Source organism: Streptomyces atratus (assembly GCF_900119365.1).
Classification (GTDB): domain Bacteria; phylum Actinomycetota; class Actinomycetes; order Streptomycetales; family Streptomycetaceae; genus Streptomyces; species Streptomyces atratus_B.
The window spans coordinates 168628-185700 of sequence record NZ_FPJO01000015.1 but is presented as its reverse complement, the minus strand read 5'-3'; the positions used below and the strand labels follow the sequence as shown (position 1 = coordinate 185700).

Annotated in this window: 15 protein-coding genes and 2 pseudogenes; 11 read left to right on the top strand and 6 right to left on the bottom strand. The window is 71.2% G+C overall.

Translation table 11 applies throughout. The features are described 5' to 3' along the window. From BT364_RS24155 to BT364_RS24145, 3 genes and pseudogenes are all read left to right on the top strand, one after another. Positions 1-432 (top strand): annotated as a pseudogene (locus tag BT364_RS24155) (ketol-acid reductoisomerase); the annotation flags it as partial. A 272-nt stretch (positions 433-704) separates the two neighbouring features. Then, a complete protein-coding gene (gene serA / locus BT364_RS24150; RefSeq protein WP_072487327.1) occupies positions 705-2297 on the top strand; it encodes a phosphoglycerate dehydrogenase in 1593 nt (530 codons plus the stop codon). 80 nt (positions 2298-2377) lie between these two features. Beyond that, positions 2378-2965, top strand: a complete 588-nt coding sequence (locus BT364_RS24145) for a TetR/AcrR family transcriptional regulator (protein ID WP_072487326.1) — start codon at positions 2378-2380, stop codon at positions 2963-2965. Here the strand turns inward: BT364_RS24145 and BT364_RS24140 are convergent. Continuing rightward, complete coding sequence (locus BT364_RS24140) at positions 2962-4104, bottom strand: PucR family transcriptional regulator (RefSeq protein ID WP_072487325.1); 1143 nt, start codon at positions 4102-4104, stop codon at positions 2962-2964. The genes BT364_RS24145 and BT364_RS24140 overlap by 4 nt on opposite strands. A gap of 179 nt (positions 4105-4283) precedes the next feature. Here BT364_RS24140 and BT364_RS24135 point away from each other — a divergent pair, with 179 nt between their 5' ends. Together BT364_RS24135 and pruA are read left to right on the top strand one after the other, a co-directional pair. Further along, positions 4284-5210, top strand: coding sequence for a proline dehydrogenase family protein (locus BT364_RS24135; RefSeq protein WP_072487324.1), 927 nt, complete (start codon positions 4284-4286; stop codon positions 5208-5210). 38 nt (positions 5211-5248) lie between these two features. Next, positions 5249-6880 (top strand): L-glutamate gamma-semialdehyde dehydrogenase, encoded by a 1632-nt coding sequence (gene pruA / locus BT364_RS24130; protein ID WP_072487323.1) that lies wholly within the window; start codon positions 5249-5251, stop codon positions 6878-6880. 111 nt (positions 6881-6991) lie between these two features. On the opposite strand, the gene BT364_RS24125 is transcribed toward pruA, so the two are convergent. The 4 genes from BT364_RS24125 to BT364_RS24110 form a co-directional block, all read right to left on the bottom strand. Beyond that, positions 6992-7702: a nitroreductase family protein gene (locus BT364_RS24125; RefSeq protein ID WP_072487322.1), complete on the bottom strand. Its 711-nt coding sequence runs from the start codon at positions 7700-7702 to the stop codon at positions 6992-6994. Between the two features lie 95 nt (positions 7703-7797). Beyond that, a complete protein-coding gene (locus BT364_RS24120; protein WP_072487321.1) occupies positions 7798-9006 on the bottom strand; it encodes a lysophospholipid acyltransferase family protein in 1209 nt (402 codons plus the stop codon). Further along, positions 9003-9863 carry a phosphatidate cytidylyltransferase gene (locus BT364_RS24115; protein WP_072487320.1) on the bottom strand — a complete coding sequence of 287 codons (861 nt, stop codon included), beginning with the start codon at positions 9861-9863 and terminating at the stop codon, positions 9003-9005. The genes BT364_RS24120 and BT364_RS24115 overlap by 4 nt, the downstream gene beginning before the upstream one ends. Next, entirely contained in the window at positions 9860-10432 is a 573-nt protein-coding gene (locus BT364_RS24110) for a CDP-alcohol phosphatidyltransferase family protein (RefSeq protein ID WP_072487319.1), read from the bottom strand. The genes BT364_RS24115 and BT364_RS24110 overlap by 4 nt, the downstream gene beginning before the upstream one ends. Before the next feature lie 98 nt (positions 10433-10530). Between BT364_RS24110 and BT364_RS24105 the strand changes: the two genes are divergently transcribed. Both BT364_RS24105 and BT364_RS43220 read left to right on the top strand, forming a co-directional pair. Further along, the gene (locus BT364_RS24105) at positions 10531-11076 is read left to right on the top strand and encodes a GNAT family N-acetyltransferase (RefSeq protein ID WP_072487318.1); all 546 of its coding nucleotides are present in this window, start codon (positions 10531-10533) and stop codon (positions 11074-11076) included. A 357-nt stretch (positions 11077-11433) separates the two neighbouring features. Beyond that, positions 11434-11562 carry a hypothetical protein gene (locus BT364_RS43220; RefSeq protein WP_256260187.1) on the top strand — a complete coding sequence of 43 codons (129 nt, stop codon included), beginning with the start codon at positions 11434-11436 and terminating at the stop codon, positions 11560-11562. A gap of 28 nt (positions 11563-11590) precedes the next feature. On the opposite strand, the pseudogene BT364_RS43215 reads toward BT364_RS43220, so the two are convergent. Next, positions 11591-11776 (bottom strand): annotated as a pseudogene (locus BT364_RS43215) (phosphoesterase); the annotation flags it as partial. 135 nt (positions 11777-11911) lie between these two features. On the opposite strand from BT364_RS43215, the gene BT364_RS24095 reads away from it, so the two are divergent. The 4 genes from BT364_RS24095 (at position 11912) to BT364_RS24080 (ending at position 17073) form a co-directional block, all read left to right on the top strand. After that, on the top strand, positions 11912-12988 hold the full coding sequence (locus BT364_RS24095; protein WP_072487317.1) for a 3-isopropylmalate dehydrogenase: 1077 nt from the start codon (positions 11912-11914) through the stop codon (positions 12986-12988). Positions 12989-13226: 238 nt separating this feature from the next. Beyond that, positions 13227-14315 (top strand): branched-chain amino acid aminotransferase, encoded by a 1089-nt coding sequence (locus BT364_RS24090; RefSeq protein WP_072487316.1) that lies wholly within the window; start codon positions 13227-13229, stop codon positions 14313-14315. Positions 14316-14707: 392 nt separating this feature from the next. After that, entirely contained in the window at positions 14708-15388 is a 681-nt protein-coding gene (ureA, locus tag BT364_RS24085; protein ID WP_072487315.1) for an urease subunit gamma, read from the top strand. Beyond that, a complete protein-coding gene (locus BT364_RS24080) occupies positions 15385-17073 on the top strand; it encodes an urease subunit alpha (protein ID WP_072487314.1) in 1689 nt (562 codons plus the stop codon). The genes ureA and BT364_RS24080 overlap by 4 nt, the downstream gene beginning before the upstream one ends.

The following is a 17073-nucleotide window of genomic DNA, read 5'->3' as shown; positions in this document are numbered from 1 at the left end:
GACCTGTTCGGTGAGCAGGCCGTCCTCTGCGGTGGCACCGCCGCCCTGGTGAAGGCCGGGTTCGAGACGCTGACCGAGGCGGGCTACCAGCCCGAGATCGCGTACTTCGAGTGCCTGCACGAGCTGAAGCTCATCGTGGACCTGATGTACGAGGGCGGCCTGGAGAAGATGCGCTGGTCGATCTCGGAGACCGCCGAGTGGGGCGACTACGTCACCGGCCCGCGGATCATCACCGACGCCACCAAGGCCGAGATGAAGAAGGTCCTCACGGAGATCCAGGACGGCACCTTCGCCAAGAACTGGATGGACGAGTACCACGGCGGCCTGAAGAAGTACAACGAGTACAAGAAGGCCGACAGCGACCACCTCCTGGAGACCACCGGCCGCGAGCTGCGCAAGCTCATGAGCTGGGTCAACGACGAGGACGCGTGACACCGAGCCCCGGGGGCGGGTCCTGTGACCCGCCCCCGGGGCGTTCCCGTCATCCCACCGCCGGAAGAAGCGGCGTCGTACGTGTGTACAAGTCGTCCACCCCCGTGCGGGTGATCCATCCAACGGGGCGCAGTATGCGTCCTGGCGCATGACTACACTTCTCCACACATACACGCGTCAGGCCCACAGTGTCGTGCGTCTTCCACGCGGCAAGCCCCTCCACGCCTGCGGCCGTCGGGACGGCCGTCCGCACTGGATCTGTGAGGACTCACGTGAGCTCGAAACCTGTCGTACTCATCGCTGAAGAGCTGTCGCCCGCCACGGTTGACGCCCTGGGCCCGGATTTCGACATCCGGCACTGCAACGGCGCGGACCGCGCCGAGCTCCTCCCCGCGATCGCCGACGTCGATGCCATCCTGGTGCGCTCGGCCACCAAGGTCGACGCCGAGGCCATCGCCGCCGCGAAGAAGCTGAAGGTCGTCGCCCGCGCCGGCGTCGGTCTGGACAACGTGGACGTCTCCGCCGCCACCAAGGCGGGCGTGATGGTCGTCAACGCGCCGACCTCCAACATCGTCACCGCCGCCGAGCTGGCCTGCGGTCTGCTGGTCGCCTCCGCGCGCAACATCCCGCAGGCCAACACCGCCCTCAAGAACGGCGAGTGGAAGCGCTCCAAGTACACCGGCGTCGAGCTCAGCGAGAAGACCCTCGGCGTCGTCGGCCTCGGCCGCATCGGTGTCCTGGTCGCCCAGCGCATGTCGGCCTTCGGCATGAAGATCGTCGCGTACGACCCCTATGTGCAGCCCGCGCGTGCCGCGCAGATGGGCGTCAAGCTCCTCACGCTCGACGAGCTGCTGGAGGTCGCCGACTTCATCACCGTGCACCTGCCCAAGACCCCCGAGACGATCGGCCTGATCGGTGACGAGGCTCTGCACAAGGTGAAGCCCTCGGTGCGCATCGTCAACGCCGCGCGCGGCGGCATCGTCGACGAGGCGGCGCTCGCCTCCGCCCTCAAGGAGGGCCGCGTCGCCGGCGCCGGCCTCGACGTGTACGCGAAGGAGCCCTGCACGGACTCCCCGCTGTTCGAGTTCGACCAGGTCGTCTGCACCCCGCACCTCGGTGCCTCCACCGACGAGGCCCAGGAGAAGGCGGGCATCGCGGTCGCCAAGTCCGTGCGCCTGGCCCTCGCCGGCGAGCTCGTGCCGGACGCGGTCAACGTCCAGGGCGGCGTGATCGCCGAGGACGTGCGCCCGGGTCTGCCGCTCGCCGAGAAGCTCGGCCGGATCTTCACCGCGCTCGCGGGCGAGGTCGCGGTCCGCCTCGATGTCGAGGTGTACGGCGAGATCACCCAGCACGACGTCAAGGTGCTCGAACTCTCCGCGCTCAAGGGCGTGTTCGAGGACGTCGTCGACGAGACCGTGTCGTACGTGAACGCCCCGCTCTTCGCGCAGGAGCGCGGCGTCGAGGTCCGCCTCACCACCAGCTCCGAGTCGCCCGACCACCGCAACGTGGTCACTGTCCGCGGCACGCTCTCGGGCGGCGAGGATGTCTCGGTCTCCGGCACGCTGGCCGGCCCCAAGCACCTCCAGAAGATCGTCGCCGTCGGCGAGTACGACGTGGACCTGGCGCTGGCCGACCACATGGTCGTGCTGCGCTACGAGGACCGTCCCGGTGTCGTCGGCACGGTCGGCCGGATCCTCGGCGAGGCCGGTCTGAACATCGCGGGCATGCAGGTCTCGCGGGCGGACGCGGGCGGCGAGGCGCTGGTCGTGCTCACCGTCGACGACGACGTCCCGGCGTCGGTGCTCGCCGAGATCTCCACCGAGATCGGTGCCAATTCGGCCCGCACGGTGAACCTGACCGACTGACGGTTCCAGAGCCCCTCCGCGTACCCGGCATCTAGACGTGCGTCTTACACAAACGTCTGCATGCCGGGTACGCTGCTGTCATGGGACACCGTGAGGATCTGCTCGAAGGCGCCAAGCGCTGCCTGCTGGAGAAGGGGTACGCCCGGACGACGGCACGCGACATCGTGGCCGCCTCCGGCACGAACCTCGCCTCCATCGGCTACCACTACGGCTCCAAGGAGGCCCTGCTCAACCTCGCCTTTATCAAGGTGACGGAGGAGTGGGGGGATCTGCTCACCGAGAAGAGGGAGGAGCGCGCGGAGGGCGACGACGCGTCCGGGCCGCCGCTCGACCGGTTCCGCGACACCTGGCAGCGGGTGATCGACAGCTTCCAGGAGACCCGGTCCGTCTGGCAGCTCCAGATGGAGGTCGTCTCCCGGATCGACCAGGATCCGGAGCTTCGGGAGACCCTGCTGGGCCCGCAGCGCGAGGGTCGCGACGGGCTTGCCGAGGGCATGCTCGGCATCGACCCGGAGAAGGACCCGGAGAAGGCGCGGGTGGCCGGGCTGTTCTGCCAGGCGCTGCTCGCGGGCGTGATGGTGCAGTGGCTTATGGACAGCGAATCCGCGCCGTCCGCACAGGACTTGACGGACGGTCTGAAGGTCGTGCTGGAGGGCCGGGGGGATTAACTTCCGAGCCGCGCGCTCTTCAGTGCCATGTGCAGCAGCAGCCGGTCCTCGCCGTCGTTCAGATCGAGGCCGGTGAGCTGCTGGATCCGGGAAAGCCGGTAGTAGAGCGTCTGACGGTGTACGCCGAGTGCGGCGGCCGTCCGGGAAGCCTGGCCCGCGCAGTCGAGGAAGACCTCGGCGGTGCGGGCCAGATCCTTGTGCGGCGGGGCGAGCAGGGCACGGACCACGGGGTCCGCGGCCGTTTCCGCGGGGAGCGCGGTCAGCAGCCGGTACGGTCCGATCGCCGACCACTGGACGACCGGGCCGAACCGGGACTCGGCCGTCGCCGCGCGGGCGGCGGCCGCCGCCTCGTGCCAGGCCGCGGCCAGCTCCGTCAGGCCCCGGCGGGGCACCGCGACCCCGGCGGTGGCGCCCCCGCCCGCGGTGGCGCGCAGCCGGTCCGCGGCCAAGAGCGCCGGGTCGAGCACATCGGTGGAGCGCAGCCGGACCAGCGCGGCCAGGGCGGGCGACCCCGCGGCCCCGGGGATCGCGGCGAGCGCCGCCGTCGACGGCACCGTACGGACCGACGGCGGATCGTCCGGCCACGGGGCCACGCAGACCACTGTGTGCGGCCCCTTCGCGTCCGGCCCCAGCGCCTCGTCCAGCGCGGCCACCGCCATGTCGCGCTGCCAGCCCCGCCCGGCGGTCAGCACCGCGCCGAACTCCCGGGACGGATCGGTGCCCGCCCGTACCTCGTCGGCGAGCAGCGCCCCGATCCGGGCCGCCACCTCCATCGCCGCCCTCAGTTGCTCGTCGGTCGGCCCGGGGTCCGCGTCGAGCAGCCATACGTAACCGAGCACGGCCCCCCGATGGCGTACCGGCAGACAGATCCGGCCCCGGAAGACCCCGGCCTCCGGGGCCGCCGGAATGCGGATCGGGCCGGTGGCGCGGGTGATGCCGAAGCCCTCGAACCAGGCGCGGACGGCGGGCGTGGAGCGGCGGGTCAGGATCGAGCGGGTGCGGACCGGGTCCATCGCGGTGTCGTCGTCGCTGTCGTGGGCGCCGAAGGCGACCAGGCCGAAGTCGCGGTTCTCCAGCGTCGCGGGGGCGCCGAGCAGCCCGGAGATCTCGTCGACCAGCTCCTGGTAATCGCCCTTCACCCGGCCATTCTCGCACCCCTTCAGACATATGTCTGAGAACCGGGGAGCGGATGCGTGACAGCTGTCGATGGCACAGGATCGGAGAGATCCTTAGATTTCACGGTGGTTCTCCGTGCTGTACCGGTCTGTTCCCCATCTCCCGGTATGGCCTTCGTTCGTACTTTCCGTGGAGGTGCCCCGTGCTGGGTCCCGTGATTCTCGCCGCGTCCCGCAGCGACAAGATGCGCCGTTTCGTCTCGGCCGCACCTGGCACCAAGCAGGTCGTCGACCGGTTCATCGCCGGTGAGACCGTCGACCAGGTCGTCCCGATCATCGAGGACGCCGCCGGCAAGGGCCTCGAAGTCACCCTCGACGTGGTGGGCGAGGACATCACCACCCCCGAGCAGGCCGCCGACGCCCGCGACGCCTACCTCGAACTGATCGAGCGCCTCAAGGACCTGGGCCTGGGCACCAAGGCCGAGATGTCCGTCAAGCTCTCCATGTTCGGCCAAGCGCTGGACGGTGGCCACGAGCTGGCGCTCGCCAACGTCCGCCCGGTCGTCGAGGCCGCCGCCGCGATCGGCACCACGGTCACGCTGGACGCCGAGGACCACACCACCCTCGACTCGATGTTCGCCATCCACGAGGAGCTGCGGAAGGACTACCCGCAGACCGGCTGCGTGATCCAGGCCTACCTGTTCCGCACCGAGGAGGACGCCCGCCGCCTGGCCGCCGCCGGCAGCCGCGTCCGCATCGTGAAGGGCGCCTACAAGGAGCCCGCCTCCGTCGCGTACCAGGACAAGGCCGAGATCGACAAGGCGTACGTCCGCATCCTGCGGATCCTCATGGAGGGCGACGGCTACCCGATGATCGGGTCCCACGACCCGCGTCTGATCGCCATCGCCCAGGAGCTGGGCCGCAAGGCCGGGCGCAAACTGGACGAGTACGAATTCCAGATGCTCTACGGCATCCGCAGCGAGGAGCACCTCCGGCTCGCCGCCGAGGGCCACCGGATGCGCGTCTACACGGCGTACGGCACCGACTGGTACGGCTACTTCATGCGCCGCCTCGCGGAGAAGCCGGCGAACCTGCTGTTCTTCGGCCGCTCGATACTCACCAAGGGCTGAGCCCCCTCCACCTCTCTACTCAAGGAGCAACGGAACTCATGGACGCTGTGACCCAGGTCCCCGCGCCGGTCAACGAGCCGGTCCACTCCTACGCCCCGGGCTCCCCGGAGCGTGCCCGCCTGGAGGTGAAGCTCAAGGAGCTTAGCCAGAACCCGATCGACCTTCCGATGACCATCGGCGGCGAGAAGCGGATGGGCGGCGGCGAGCGCTTCGACGTCGTGCAGCCGCACAACCACAAGGCCGTCATTGGTACGTTCGCCAATGCCACGCAGAAGGACGCGCAGGACGCGATCGACGCCGCGCTCGCCGCCGCCCCGGCCTGGCGCGCGATGTCCTTCGACGACCGCGCCGCGATCATCCTGCGCGCAGCCGAGCTGCTGTCCGGCCCGTGGCGCGAGACGCTGGCCGCGTCCACGATGCTCGGTCAGTCCAAGACCGCCCAGCAGGCCGAGATCGACACCCCCTGCGAGCTCGTCGACTTCTGGCGCTTCAACGTGCACTACGCGCGCCAGATCCTGGCCGAGCAGCCCCCGGCCAACTCGCCGGGCGTGTGGAACCGCATGGACCACCGCCCGCTGGAGGGCTTCGTCTACGCGATCACGCCGTTCAACTTCACGGCCATCGCGGGCAACCTGCCCACCGCCCCCGCCCTCATGGGCAACGTCGTGGTGTGGAAGCCGTCCCCGACGCAGACCCACGCCGCCGTGCTGCTGATGCAGCTCCTGGAAGAGGCCGGTCTGCCCAAGGGCGTCATCAACCTGGTGACCGGTGACGGCATCGCCGTCTCCGAGGTGGCGCTGAACCACCGCGACCTGGCCGGTATCCACTTCACCGGCTCGACCCCCACCTTCCAGCACCTGTGGAAGACGGTCGGCAACAACATCGCCAACTACCGCACCTACCCGCGGCTCGTCGGCGAGACCGGTGGCAAGGACTTCGTGGTCGCCCACCCGTCGGCCGACCACGCCGTCCTGAAGACCGCGCTGACCCGTGGCTCCTTCGAGTTCCAGGGCCAGAAGTGCTCGGCCTCCTCCCGCGCGTACGTCCCGGCCTCCATCTGGAACTCCGGTTTCAAGGAGAAGTTCGCCGCCGAGGTCGACGCCATCACCATGGGTGACGTCACCGACCTGTCGAACTTCATCGGCGCCGTCATCGACGACCGCTCGTTCGCCAAGAACAAGGCCGCGATCGACCGTGCCGCGGCCGACCCGTCCTGCACGATCGTCGCGGGCGGCACGTACGACGACTCGGTGGGCTACTTCGTCCGCCCGACCGTCATCGAGTGCACCGACCCGGCCAACGAGGTCTTCACGACCGAGTACTTCGGCCCGATCCTCGCCGTGCACGTCTACGAGGACGACAAGTACGACGAGATGCTGGAGCAGATGGAGTCGGTCTCCGACTACGCGCTGACCGGTTCCGTCATCGCGAACGACCGCGCCGCGGCCGCGTACACGATGGAGAAGCTGCGGTACGCCGCGGGCAACTTCTACATCAACGACAAGTCGACCGGTGCCGTCGTCGGCCAGCAGCCCTTCGGTGGCGGCCGTGCCTCGGGTACGAACGACAAGGCGGGCGCCCCGCAGAACCTGCAGCGCTGGACCCTGACCCGGGCCATCAAGGAGACGCTGGTTCCGCCGACCGACTACACCTACCCCCACCAGGGCTGATCCCCTCGGGGCGCCCCACCCCCGGCGCCCCGCCACGAATTCCGCCTCCCGCCCGGTTCCCCTGCCGGCCGGGAGGCGGTTTCCATTTCCGGGGCCGGTCCGTCCGGGGCGTCAGATCTCCACGAGTACCTGCTCCAGCGACTTCCGTACCAGGCCGGGCACCTCGCAGTCGTCGGCCGGATACCCGACCGGAATCACCGCGAACGCCTTCTCGTTCTCGGGGCGGTCCAGCACCTCGCGCAGGAACCGCATCGGGCTCGGTGTGTGGATCAGCGCCGCCAGGCCCGACAGATGCAGGGCGCAGAGCAGCATTCCGACGGCGATCCCGACCGACTCGTCGACGTAGTAGTGCTTGTGCCGGGTGCCGTCCTCGCCCACCCAGTACCGCTGCTGGAACACCACGACCAGGGCCGGCGCGTCCGTCATATGGGCCTTCACGGCATCGGTCCCCAGCGGTCGCAGCGCCGCCAGCCACTCCTCGCCGAGCCTGCCGTCGTAACTGATCCGCTCCTCGCGCTCGGCCGCCTCGCGGATACTCCGGCGTACCTCCGGGTCCTTGACCAGGACGAAGGTCCACGGCTGCTGATGTGCGCCGGACGGGGCGGTCGCGGCACAGGCGACAGCGTCCTTCACGACCTGCTCGGGAACGGGATCGGACGAGAACTGGCGCACGGTCCTGCGCTCGCCCATCAGCTGCCGCAACCGGGCGGCACGCGCGAGCGAATCGTCGGCCGCGATCCGTTCGGGGCGGTGGGGGACCGGCTGGTAGGGCGCGCCATGGATGGGCGTCCACTGCGGGGGTAGGGCTGTGGTGTCGGACATGTCGGCAGTGTGGCGGGCGGGAGCAGGTCCGGACCAGAGTGCCGCCGGACAGAAGCGGCACGCCCGTCGGTCAGTGTCCGCTCAGCCCCAGCCGGTCAGCTCCAGCCGTTCACGATCAGTGACAGCCCCGCCGTGAAACCGCCGCCGAGCAGGACCAGACAGCGGCCGTACTGGCGGCGGTGGCGCCGCATCAGCAGCCCGAAGGCGGCGAAGCCGAGCCCCACCGTGAGCGTCCGGGAGCCCCGGGCCGTCGCCGACGCGGTGAGCCAGTCGAGCGCGGGGACACCGGCGCGGCCCGCCTCGGCCCCGTACACCTTGAACGGAATGCCGTTCCACGGCTGGTGCCGCACCGCCGACGCCCCCTCCAGCGCGAGTTCGGCCCGGACCTCCGCCCGCATCCGGTCCGTGGTCAGCGGGGCGGGCAGGTGCACACCGGCCGAGGCCAGCTGAAGGGCGAGCAGGCCCCCGGCCAGGCTGCCGGCCAGCGCGCCCAGCGACATCCCGAGCGCCGCCCGGGGCACCGCCACACAGACCACGCCCAGCAGCAGTTCCGGCATCAACGGCCAGCTCAGCGCCTCCGCCAGCGCCCACACGAATGCCAGCGGGACACCCCAGCGCGAGGTCACGACCGACGCCACCCGGCGCCGCGTCACCGAGTCCTTCAGCGGCTCGGCGACCGTACGCGCATGCAGCGCGACCACCGCGTCGCGGGCCTCCCGCGGGCCGGCCGCCGACGGCAGCGGGTCACCGATCGACACCCGCACCAGTGCCGAACGCAGCCGGCCGTGCTTGGGCAGCAGCCGGTCCGTGCCCGCGATCCCCACCGGCACGACCGGCACCCCTGCCCGCTCGGCCAGGACCAGAGCGCCGCGATGGAAGGAGCCCAGCTCACCGTCCTTGCCCCGGGTCCCCTCCGGGAACAGGACGACCGCCCGGCCGGCGCGCAGCTCGTCCGCCATGGACAGCAGGTCGTCCATGCCGCCGCCGCTGCGCCGCACCGGGAATCCGGCCGCGAGCCTGCGGCAGATCCGGCGCCGCCACGGCGAGGCGAACCAGTAGTCGGCCGCCGCGCCGATCGCCGGGGTGTGCCGGGCGTCGAGCGCGGCGAGCAGTGCCGCCGTGTCCGCGTGCGAGGAGTGGTTGGCGACCACGACACAGCCGCCGCGCGGCAGCCGGCCACGCCGCTCCACCCCGCCGGTGAGGCTGAGGACGCCCCACCACAGACCGCGCCGGAGCGTGGCGGTGAACCGGGAGCGGGCGGGCAGCGCGAGCCGGTCGCGGACGCGCGCAAGGGTGGGGGTCATGTCATCACCATCGCCAGGAGAAGGGCCACCAGCAGGGAGTCGATCCGGTCGAGGAGGCCGCCGAAGCCGGGCAGCCAGCTGCCCGCGTCCTTCACCCCCGACTCGCGCTTGACCATCGATTCGAGCAGGTCACCGAGGACACAGCCGCCGAGCACCGCGGCCCACAGCGGGAACGCGAACCCGCCGAGCACGAGCAGCGGCAGGGCCGTCGCCACCGCCGCGCCGAGCACCCCCGCCCAGGTCTTGTTGGGGGAGAGCGGCGACAGCGGCCGGGCGAGCGGGCCCCGGCGGCCCAGCGCCGTACCCCCGCACCAGGCGCCGACATCGCCGAGCGCCACCGCGAGCCCCACCGCGACACCCGTGTCCCCGAGCGTCACCAGTCCGGTCAGGGCGACCGGGATCCACAGCAGCCCGAAGGCGGTACGCGCGGCGCGGGTGAAACCGGCCCGGTCGTCCCCGCCGAGCACCGGGGGGAGCGCCGTCGCGACCAGCAGCAGCGCCGCCGCCCGGACGTCGAGGAGCTGCGGCGCCAGCCAGGCCAGCGCGGGGAGCGCCACCGCGGCCGTCACGAGCACCGCGAGGTCGCCCCGGCGCAGCCCCGCCATCCGCGCGAACTCGCCCGCCGCGACCACCCCGAGCCCCGCGGCCAGCGCGAACGTCCCGCCGCCGCCCAGGAAGTACGCACCGAGGAAGACCGGCGCCACCAGCGCCCAGGTACGCCACCGCTTGCGCAGCTCGGCCCGCATCCGGACCTTCGACGGCAGTACGGCGACGGCGACACCGCCCGCCCCCAGCACCCCCGCGACCAGCGGCACGGCCCGGGCCGCTGCTTCCTCGGCGATCAGTACGGCGCTCATGCCAGCTCCCGCCACAGGCCGGCCAGCCGGAGCGCCGCGGTCAGCAGCGAACCGGCGGCGATCACGGTCAGGACGGGCACGGCCCAGCCGCTCGCCGCCGCGACCACGACCAGCAGACAGCGCTCGGTCTTGCCGACCGGGCCGCCGTTGCGCCGGGGCGCGCCCGCCGCCGCCCCGGCCAGCGACACCCAGGACGGCAGCGTCGCCGCGAGCCCGGCCACCGCCACCAGCCACGGCGGGGCGAGCGCCAGGAACCCGGCCAGCACGACCAGATCCGCCACCCGGTCGCCCAGTTCGTTGAGCACCGCGCCGCGCCGGGTCGTCCGGCCGGTGTCGCGCGCCAGCGCGCCGTCCAGGTTGGCGAAGGCGAGCCGGGCCGCGAGCAGCAGGGCGACCGGCAGGGCGGCGAGGCCGGTGGGCAGCCAGGCCAGCGCGGCGGCGGCACCGGTCGCCGAGACCACACCGGCCGCGGTGAGGGTGTCGGGCGACACCTCACGGCGGACCAGCGAGGCACGGACGCCGGAGAGCCGGTCCGCGTACCAGGGCTTGAGAGCGTAGAGGCCGTTCATGGCCCCAACTCTCTTGCGACGCACAAACCTTCGACACGTGGCAGGTACTCAAATGCCGACTGAGTACCTGGTGGCCGTGGTGTCTGAGAGGCTGGCGTATGACCGAGGCGATCCTGCGTACCGCACACACCTGCCGGCTGGCCCCGGCCGCACTCGACGAGATCCGCGCGTTCCTGGACACCGCCTTCGAAGGCGACTTCGGCGACGACGACTGGGACCACGGCCTGGGCGGCATCCACGCATGGGTGCGTGACGGCAGCGGCCTGCTGGCGCACGGCAGCGTCGTCCAGCGTCGGGTGGTCCACCTGGGCCGCTCGTACCGGATCGGCTACGTGGAGGCCGTGGCGGTCCGCGCGGACCGGCGCCGGGAAGGGCTGGGCGGGCGGATCACGGCCGCGCTGGAGGAGGTCGTCGACGGGGCGTACGCGTTCGGGGCGCTGTCCGCGTCGGCCGCCGGGGCCGCGCTGTACGCCGGGCGCGGCTGGCGGGTGTGGCCGGGGCGGATCGCGGTGCAGGCGCGGTACGGGGTGGAGCGGCTGCCGGACGAGGAGGACAGCACCTTTGTCCGGGGCGCGGCCGGCCGGGGGCTGCCCGCCGGCTCCGGGACGCTGGTCTTCGACTGGCGGGACGGCGATGTGATGTGAGCGACAGCCGCCCCGACGAGACGGTCCGCCGGCCGTGTCACCTCATCTGACCAGGGACGACGGCCTGCCGTTCGGGCTCTCGTCCGGAATCCGGGGACGGCCGGCGGTAAACCTCCGTCTCAGATAGTAGGAAGTCCGAGTAATTGTGGAGACAGACCGGCCGAGCTGCCCTAGCTTTGTAGAAGCCGAACGTCACGCTAGATCCAGCGACTGGCGGTCGTGAGTGAGCGCCCCTGTGCAGGCAACCCCTGCGGCGCCTGCTCCCCGCCCCTTCCGGCGCCTCGAAATCCTGATCTCGAAATCAGCTTCACGATCTTCGATCTCGAAATCCTCGCGATCTCAAGGAGTCGATCCATCATGGTCCAGACAACTGTCCGCCGTGTCCGCCGCGCCCACCGCCCGACCGAGTCGGAGCGCCGGAATGCCGCCGCCGCCCTCCAGCGCGCCCTCGACCGCAGGGACAACGGTGGTTCCACCGGTCACTGAGACCGGCTCTGCTCGGCCCCGGCTGATTCGGCACCTTGCGCCGGACGGCGTTGTTCAGGATCGCGTCGGTGCGCTCGTGGACGTGGTTGTGGCCGTTGACGACAGGGTCCACCTGGTGCTTCTCGAAGAGCGGCACCCGTGCGTCGCGCACCCCGCCGTCGGAGGCGTGCGCGTTGGCCGTGGAGAAGGCGCGGTGGTGGAAGAAGACCACCACCGCGGCCGCGGTCTTGCCGCCACCATTGCCTGGCGCCGCACCGTCGGATAGGTGAGCGGTACACGTACAGCTCGCCGTGTGTCCGCATGATGGACGTGACGTGTCATGGGGTGGGACGCGCAGTAGGGTGCGAACATGTCTCGCAGCATCAGTCTCGCAGTGATCCCCGGTGACGGAATCGGCCAGGAGGTCGTGGCCCAGGGCCTCAAGGTCCTCAACGCTGTTCTCCCGCAGGATGTGAAGCTGGAGACCAAGGAGTACGACCTCGGCGCCCAGCGCTGGCACCGCACCGGTGAAACCCTCCCCGACGCGGAGCTCGAAGCCCTCAAGGGCCACGACGCCATCCTGCTCGGCGCGATCGGCGACCCCTCCGTGCCGTCGGGCGTCCTGGAGCGCGGGCTCCTGCTGAAGCTGCGCTTCGCCTTCGACCACTTCGTCAACCTGCGGCCGTCGAAGCTGTTCCCGAACACCGCGACGCCGCTGGCCGGCCGCCCGGACATCGACTTCGTCGTCGTCCGTGAGGGCACCGAGGGCCCGTACACGGGCAACGGCGGCTCGCTGCGCACCGGTACGCCGGCCGAGGTCGCCACCGAGGTCAGCGTCAACACCGCGTACGGCGTCGAGCGCGTCGTCCGTGACGCGTTCGAGCGGGCGAACGCCCGCCCGCGCAAGAAGCTGACGCTGGTGCACAAGAACAACGTCCTCGTGTACGCCGGCCACATGTGGAAGAACATCTTCGACAGGGTCGCGACCGAGTACCCCGAGGTCACCACCGACTACCTGCACGTCGACGCCGCGACGATCTTCTTCGTCACCCAGCCGGAGCGCTTCGACGTCATCGTCACCGACAACCTCTTCGGCGACATCCTCACCGACCTCGCCGCTGCCGTGACCGGCGGCATCGGCCTGGCCGCGTCCGGCAACATCAACCCGACGGGCACCTTCCCGTCGATGTTCGAACCGGTCCACGGCTCCGCCCCCGACATCGCGGGCCAGGGCAAGGCCGACCCGACGGCCACGATCCTCTCCGTCGCCCTCCTGCTGCGCCACCTCGGCTACGAGGCCGAGGCCGTGCGCATCGAGGACGCCGTCTGCGCCGACCTCGCGGAGCGAGGGGGGCACCTCCCAGGCCCTTCGGGCTCTGGGGGAGGTGCGACGAGCCGTACGACCGACCAGATCGGCGACGCGCTCGCGGTACGCGTAGCGAACTGACCCGACGACTCCGTTTCGAAGCCGCCGGGCAGCAGCCGCACCCGGCGGCTTCACCTGTGCGGCCCCGGGTGCCACCATCGACCACTGGACCGCGATCGTGTCGTTTCGTGCACGGCCACCCGGGAGCGATAATCGAACGGGGCCGTGGCTTGCGGTAAAGCTCGGACGTCCTAGCACCTGTCTGGCAGGAGCGGCGTGAGCGCGGTCCAACACACACAACGGTGAAGGACACGCACTCATGACGACGCCCACGATCGAGCTCAAGCCCTCCTCGAACCCGCTGTCCGACGCGGAGCGCGAGGCGAGCATGGTCAACCCCGGATTCGGCCGCCACTTCACCGATCACATGGTGACCATCAAGTGGACCGAGGGCCGCGGCTGGCACGACGCCCAGCTCGTGCCGTACGCGCCGCTTTCGATCGATCCCGCCAACATGACCCTGCACTACGCGCAGGAGATCTTCGAGGGTCTCAAGGCGTACCGCCAGCCCGACGGCTCGGTCGCCACTTTCCGTCCCGAGGCCAACGCCAAGCGCTTCCAGGGCTCCGCCCGTCGGCTGGCCATGCCCGAGCTGCCCGTCGAGACGTTCATCGCGGCCTGTGACGCACTCGTCAAGCAGGACGAGGCCTGGGTTCCGGCGCACGGCGGCGAGGAGTCCCTCTACCTGCGCCCGTTCATGATCGCGACCGAGGTCGGTCTCGGTGTGCGGCCCTCCAACGAGTACCTGTTCCTGGTGATCGCCTCGCCGGCCGGCGCGTACTTCCCCGGCGGTGTGAAGCCGGTCTCGATCTGGCTCTCCGAGAACCGGGTGCGCGCCGTCCCCGGCGGCCTGGGCGACGCCAAGACCGGCGGCAACTACGCCGCGTCCCTCCTCGCCCAGGCCGAGGCCGCCGAGAAGGGCTGCGACCAGGTCGCCTACCTCGACGCGGTCGAGCACAAGTGGGTCGAGGAGCTCGGTGGCATGAACCTGTACTTCGTGTACGGGAACAAGATCGTCACCCCGACCCTGACCGGCTCCCTGCTCGCCGGTGTCACCCGCGACTCGCTGCTCAAGGTCGCCCGTGACCTCGGCTACGAGTCCGAGGAGGGCCGCGTCTCCATCGACCAGTGGCGCGAGGACACCGCGAACGGCACCCTCACCGAGGTCTTCGCCTGCGGCACCGCGGCCGTCATCACCCCGGTCGGCACCGTCAAGTCCGAGGGCGGCGAGTGGACCCAGGGCGACGGCGCGCCCGGCGAGGTCACGATGAAGCTGCGCGAGCGCCTGCTGGACATCCAGCGCGGCGTCGCCGAGGACACCCATGGCTGGATGCACCCCCTCGGTTAAGACCGACCGGCAATTGGGGGGCGGCGTCGCGGGGCTGGGCACGCACATCTGCCGCGTTGTCGTCAATCAACAACTTCCCCAAGCTCTCGGCTTCGCTCGAGCAGGGGAGACCCCATTGCGTTGCCTCAGTCCTCCGCCTTGCAGCTGCACGCACCCAGCCCCGCTCCTTCACCCACCCCCCAATTGCCGGTCGGTCTAAGGGTTCCTTCTTCCGGACCGGACCGCCGGCCCGGAACCCGTAGTCACGAAAAGCCGCGCCCCGCTCCCCGCCGGGCGCGGCTTTCGTGTGCCGGGACGTGCTCTCCCGCTCCCCGGAGTGTGCCCTCCCACACACTTAGAGCAGCACTCTAACCATGAGTTAGAGTGCTGCTCTGACCGAGAGGTGTGGAGACGTGCGACTGACTCCGACGGAACGCGACCGGCTGCTGCTGTTCAGCGCCGCCGAACTGGCCCGGGCCCGCCGCGCCCGGGGGCTCAAGCTCAATGTCCCCGAGGCGACCGCCCTGATCGCGGACGCGGTCTGCGAGGCCGCCCGGGACGGGCGCCGGCTGGCCGAGGCCATCGAGGCCGCCCGGTCCGTGCTCGGCCCCGACGACGTGCTGCCGGGCGTCGCCGACGTCGTCACCGAGGTTCATGTGGAGGCCGTCTTCGACGACGGCTCCCGGCTCGCCGTGGTCTCCCGGCCACTGGGCGACGGGCTGGGCGACGAGGCGCCCGGGGCCGTCGTCCCCGGGCCCGCCACGCCCGAGCCGGAGCCCGCGGTTCGGCTGACCGTCCACAACACCGCGACCGTGCCGGTCTCCGTGACCTCGCACTTCCACTTCTTCGAGGCCAACCCCCGGCTCGACTTCGCCCGCGCGAGCGCCTACGGGATGCGGCTCTGCGTCCCTGCCGGGTCCTCCGTCCGCTTCGGTCCCGGCGAAACCGTCGAGGTGGGGCTCGTGCCCATCGGCGGCGACCGGATCGCGATCGGCTTCGCGGGCCTGGTGGACGGCCCGCTGGACGCCCCCGGCGCGCGCGAAGAGGCACTGCGACGCGCCGCGGCCTGTGGATATCTGGGAGCCGGGCGATGAGCATCGATCCGCACGAGTACGCCTCCGTGCACGGCCCGCGCGCCGGGGACCGGGTCAGGCTCGGTGACTCCGGTCTGACCGTCCACGTCGAGTCCGACGCACAGAGTCACGGCGAGGAGTTCCTCGCCGGCTTCGGCAAGACCGCCCGCGACGGGCTGCACCTCAAGGCCGCCGCCGTCCGCGACACCTGCGACATCGTCATCAGCAATGTGCTGGTCATCGACGCGGTGCAGGGCATCCGCAAGGTGTCGATCGGCATCCGCGAGGGCCGGATCGCGGCGATCGGCCGGGCCGGCAACCCGGACACCCTCGACGGCGTCGACGTCGTCGTCGGCACGGGCACGACCATCGTCTCCGGCGAGGGGATGATCGCGACGGCGGGCGCCGTCGACACCCATGTCCATCTGCTCTCGCCGCGGATCATGGAGGCCTCGCTCGCCTCCGGCGTCACCACGATCATCGGCCAGGAGTTCGGCCCGGTCTGGGGCGTCGGCGTCAACTCGCCCTGGGCGCTGCGCCACGCCTTCAACGCCTTCGACGCCTGGCCGGTCAACATCGGCTTCCTGGGCCGGGGTTCATCCTCCCACCAGGCCCCGCTGGTCGAGGCGCTCGCCGAGGGCGGGGCCTGCGGCTTCAAGGTGCACGAGGACATGGGCGCCCACACCCGCGCCCTGGACACCGCGCTGCGGGTCGCCGAGGAGCACGACGTCCAGGTCGCCCTGCACAGCGACGGGCTGAACGAGTGCCTGTCGGTCGAGGACACCCTGCGCGTCCTGGAGGGCCGCACGATCCACGCCTTCCACATCGAGGGCTGCGGCGGCGGACACGTCCCCAACGTCCTCAGGATGGCGGGCGTCGAGAACGTCATCGGCTCGTCCACCAACCCGACGCTGCCCTTCGGCCGGGACGCCGTCGCCGAGCACTACGGGATGATCGTCTCCGTGCACGACCTCAAGACGGACCTGCCGGGCGACGCCGCCATGGCCCGCGACCGCATCCGCGCCGGGACGATGGGCGCCGAGGACGTCCTGCACGACCTGGGGGCCATCGGCATCACCTCGTCCGACGCACAGGGCATGGGACGGGCCGGCGAGACGGTGCGCCGCACCTTCGCGATGGCCGGGAAGATGAAGGCCGAGCTCGGCCCGATGGAGGGCGACGGCCCCGCGGACGACAACGCCCGGGTGCTGCGCTACATCGCCAAGCTCACCATCAACCCCGCCATCGCCCACGGCCTCGCGCACGAGATCGGCTCCATCGAGACCGGCAAGCTCGCCGACATCGTGCTCTGGCGGCCGGAGTTCTTCGGCGCGAAGCCGCAGCTCGTACTGAAGTCCGGCTTCCCCGCGTACGGGGTCACGGGTGACCCGAACGCCGCCACCGACACCTGCGAACCCCTCATCCTGGGACCGCAGTTCGGGGCGTACGGAGCCACCGCCGCCGACCTCTCCGTGGCCTTCGTCTCGCAGGCGGCCGCCCAGCTCGGTGCCGACTCGATGCCCACCCGCCGCCGCCGCGTCGGCGTGCGCGGCACCCGGGGTATCGGCCCCGGCGACCTGATCCACAACTCCCGTACCGGAGAGGTCGCCGTGGACGCCCGCAGCGGTCTGGTCACCTTGGACGGCGACCCGCTGCGCTCCGAGCCCGCCGAATCCGTCTCCCTCAACCGCCTCTACTTCCTCTGA

What these genes read in the sequence shown, in the direction of transcription:
- BT364_RS24090 (WP_072487316.1), top strand. Translation starts at nt 13,227, where the DNA reads ATGACGACGCCCACGATCGAGCTCAAGCCCTCCTCGAACCCGCTGTCC.
- BT364_RS24120 (WP_072487321.1), bottom strand. Translation starts at nt 9,006, where the DNA reads ATGACCCCCACCCTTGCGCGCGTCCGCGACCGGCTCGCGCTGCCCGCC.
- BT364_RS24115 (WP_072487320.1), bottom strand. Translation starts at nt 9,863, where the DNA reads ATGAGCGCCGTACTGATCGCCGAGGAAGCAGCGGCCCGGGCCGTGCCG.
- BT364_RS24145 (WP_072487326.1), top strand. Translation starts at nt 2,378, where the DNA reads ATGGGACACCGTGAGGATCTGCTCGAAGGCGCCAAGCGCTGCCTGCTG.
- pruA (WP_072487323.1), top strand. Translation starts at nt 5,249, where the DNA reads ATGGACGCTGTGACCCAGGTCCCCGCGCCGGTCAACGAGCCGGTCCAC.
- BT364_RS24095 (WP_072487317.1), top strand. Translation starts at nt 11,912, where the DNA reads ATGTCTCGCAGCATCAGTCTCGCAGTGATCCCCGGTGACGGAATCGGC.
- BT364_RS24110 (WP_072487319.1), bottom strand. Translation starts at nt 10,432, where the DNA reads ATGAACGGCCTCTACGCTCTCAAGCCCTGGTACGCGGACCGGCTCTCC.
- BT364_RS24080 (WP_072487314.1), top strand. Translation starts at nt 15,385, where the DNA reads ATGAGCATCGATCCGCACGAGTACGCCTCCGTGCACGGCCCGCGCGCC.
- BT364_RS24125 (WP_072487322.1), bottom strand. Translation starts at nt 7,702, where the DNA reads ATGTCCGACACCACAGCCCTACCCCCGCAGTGGACGCCCATCCATGGC.
- BT364_RS24105 (WP_072487318.1), top strand. Translation starts at nt 10,531, where the DNA reads ATGACCGAGGCGATCCTGCGTACCGCACACACCTGCCGGCTGGCCCCG.
- BT364_RS43220 (WP_256260187.1), top strand. Translation starts at nt 11,434, where the DNA reads ATGGTCCAGACAACTGTCCGCCGTGTCCGCCGCGCCCACCGCCCGACC.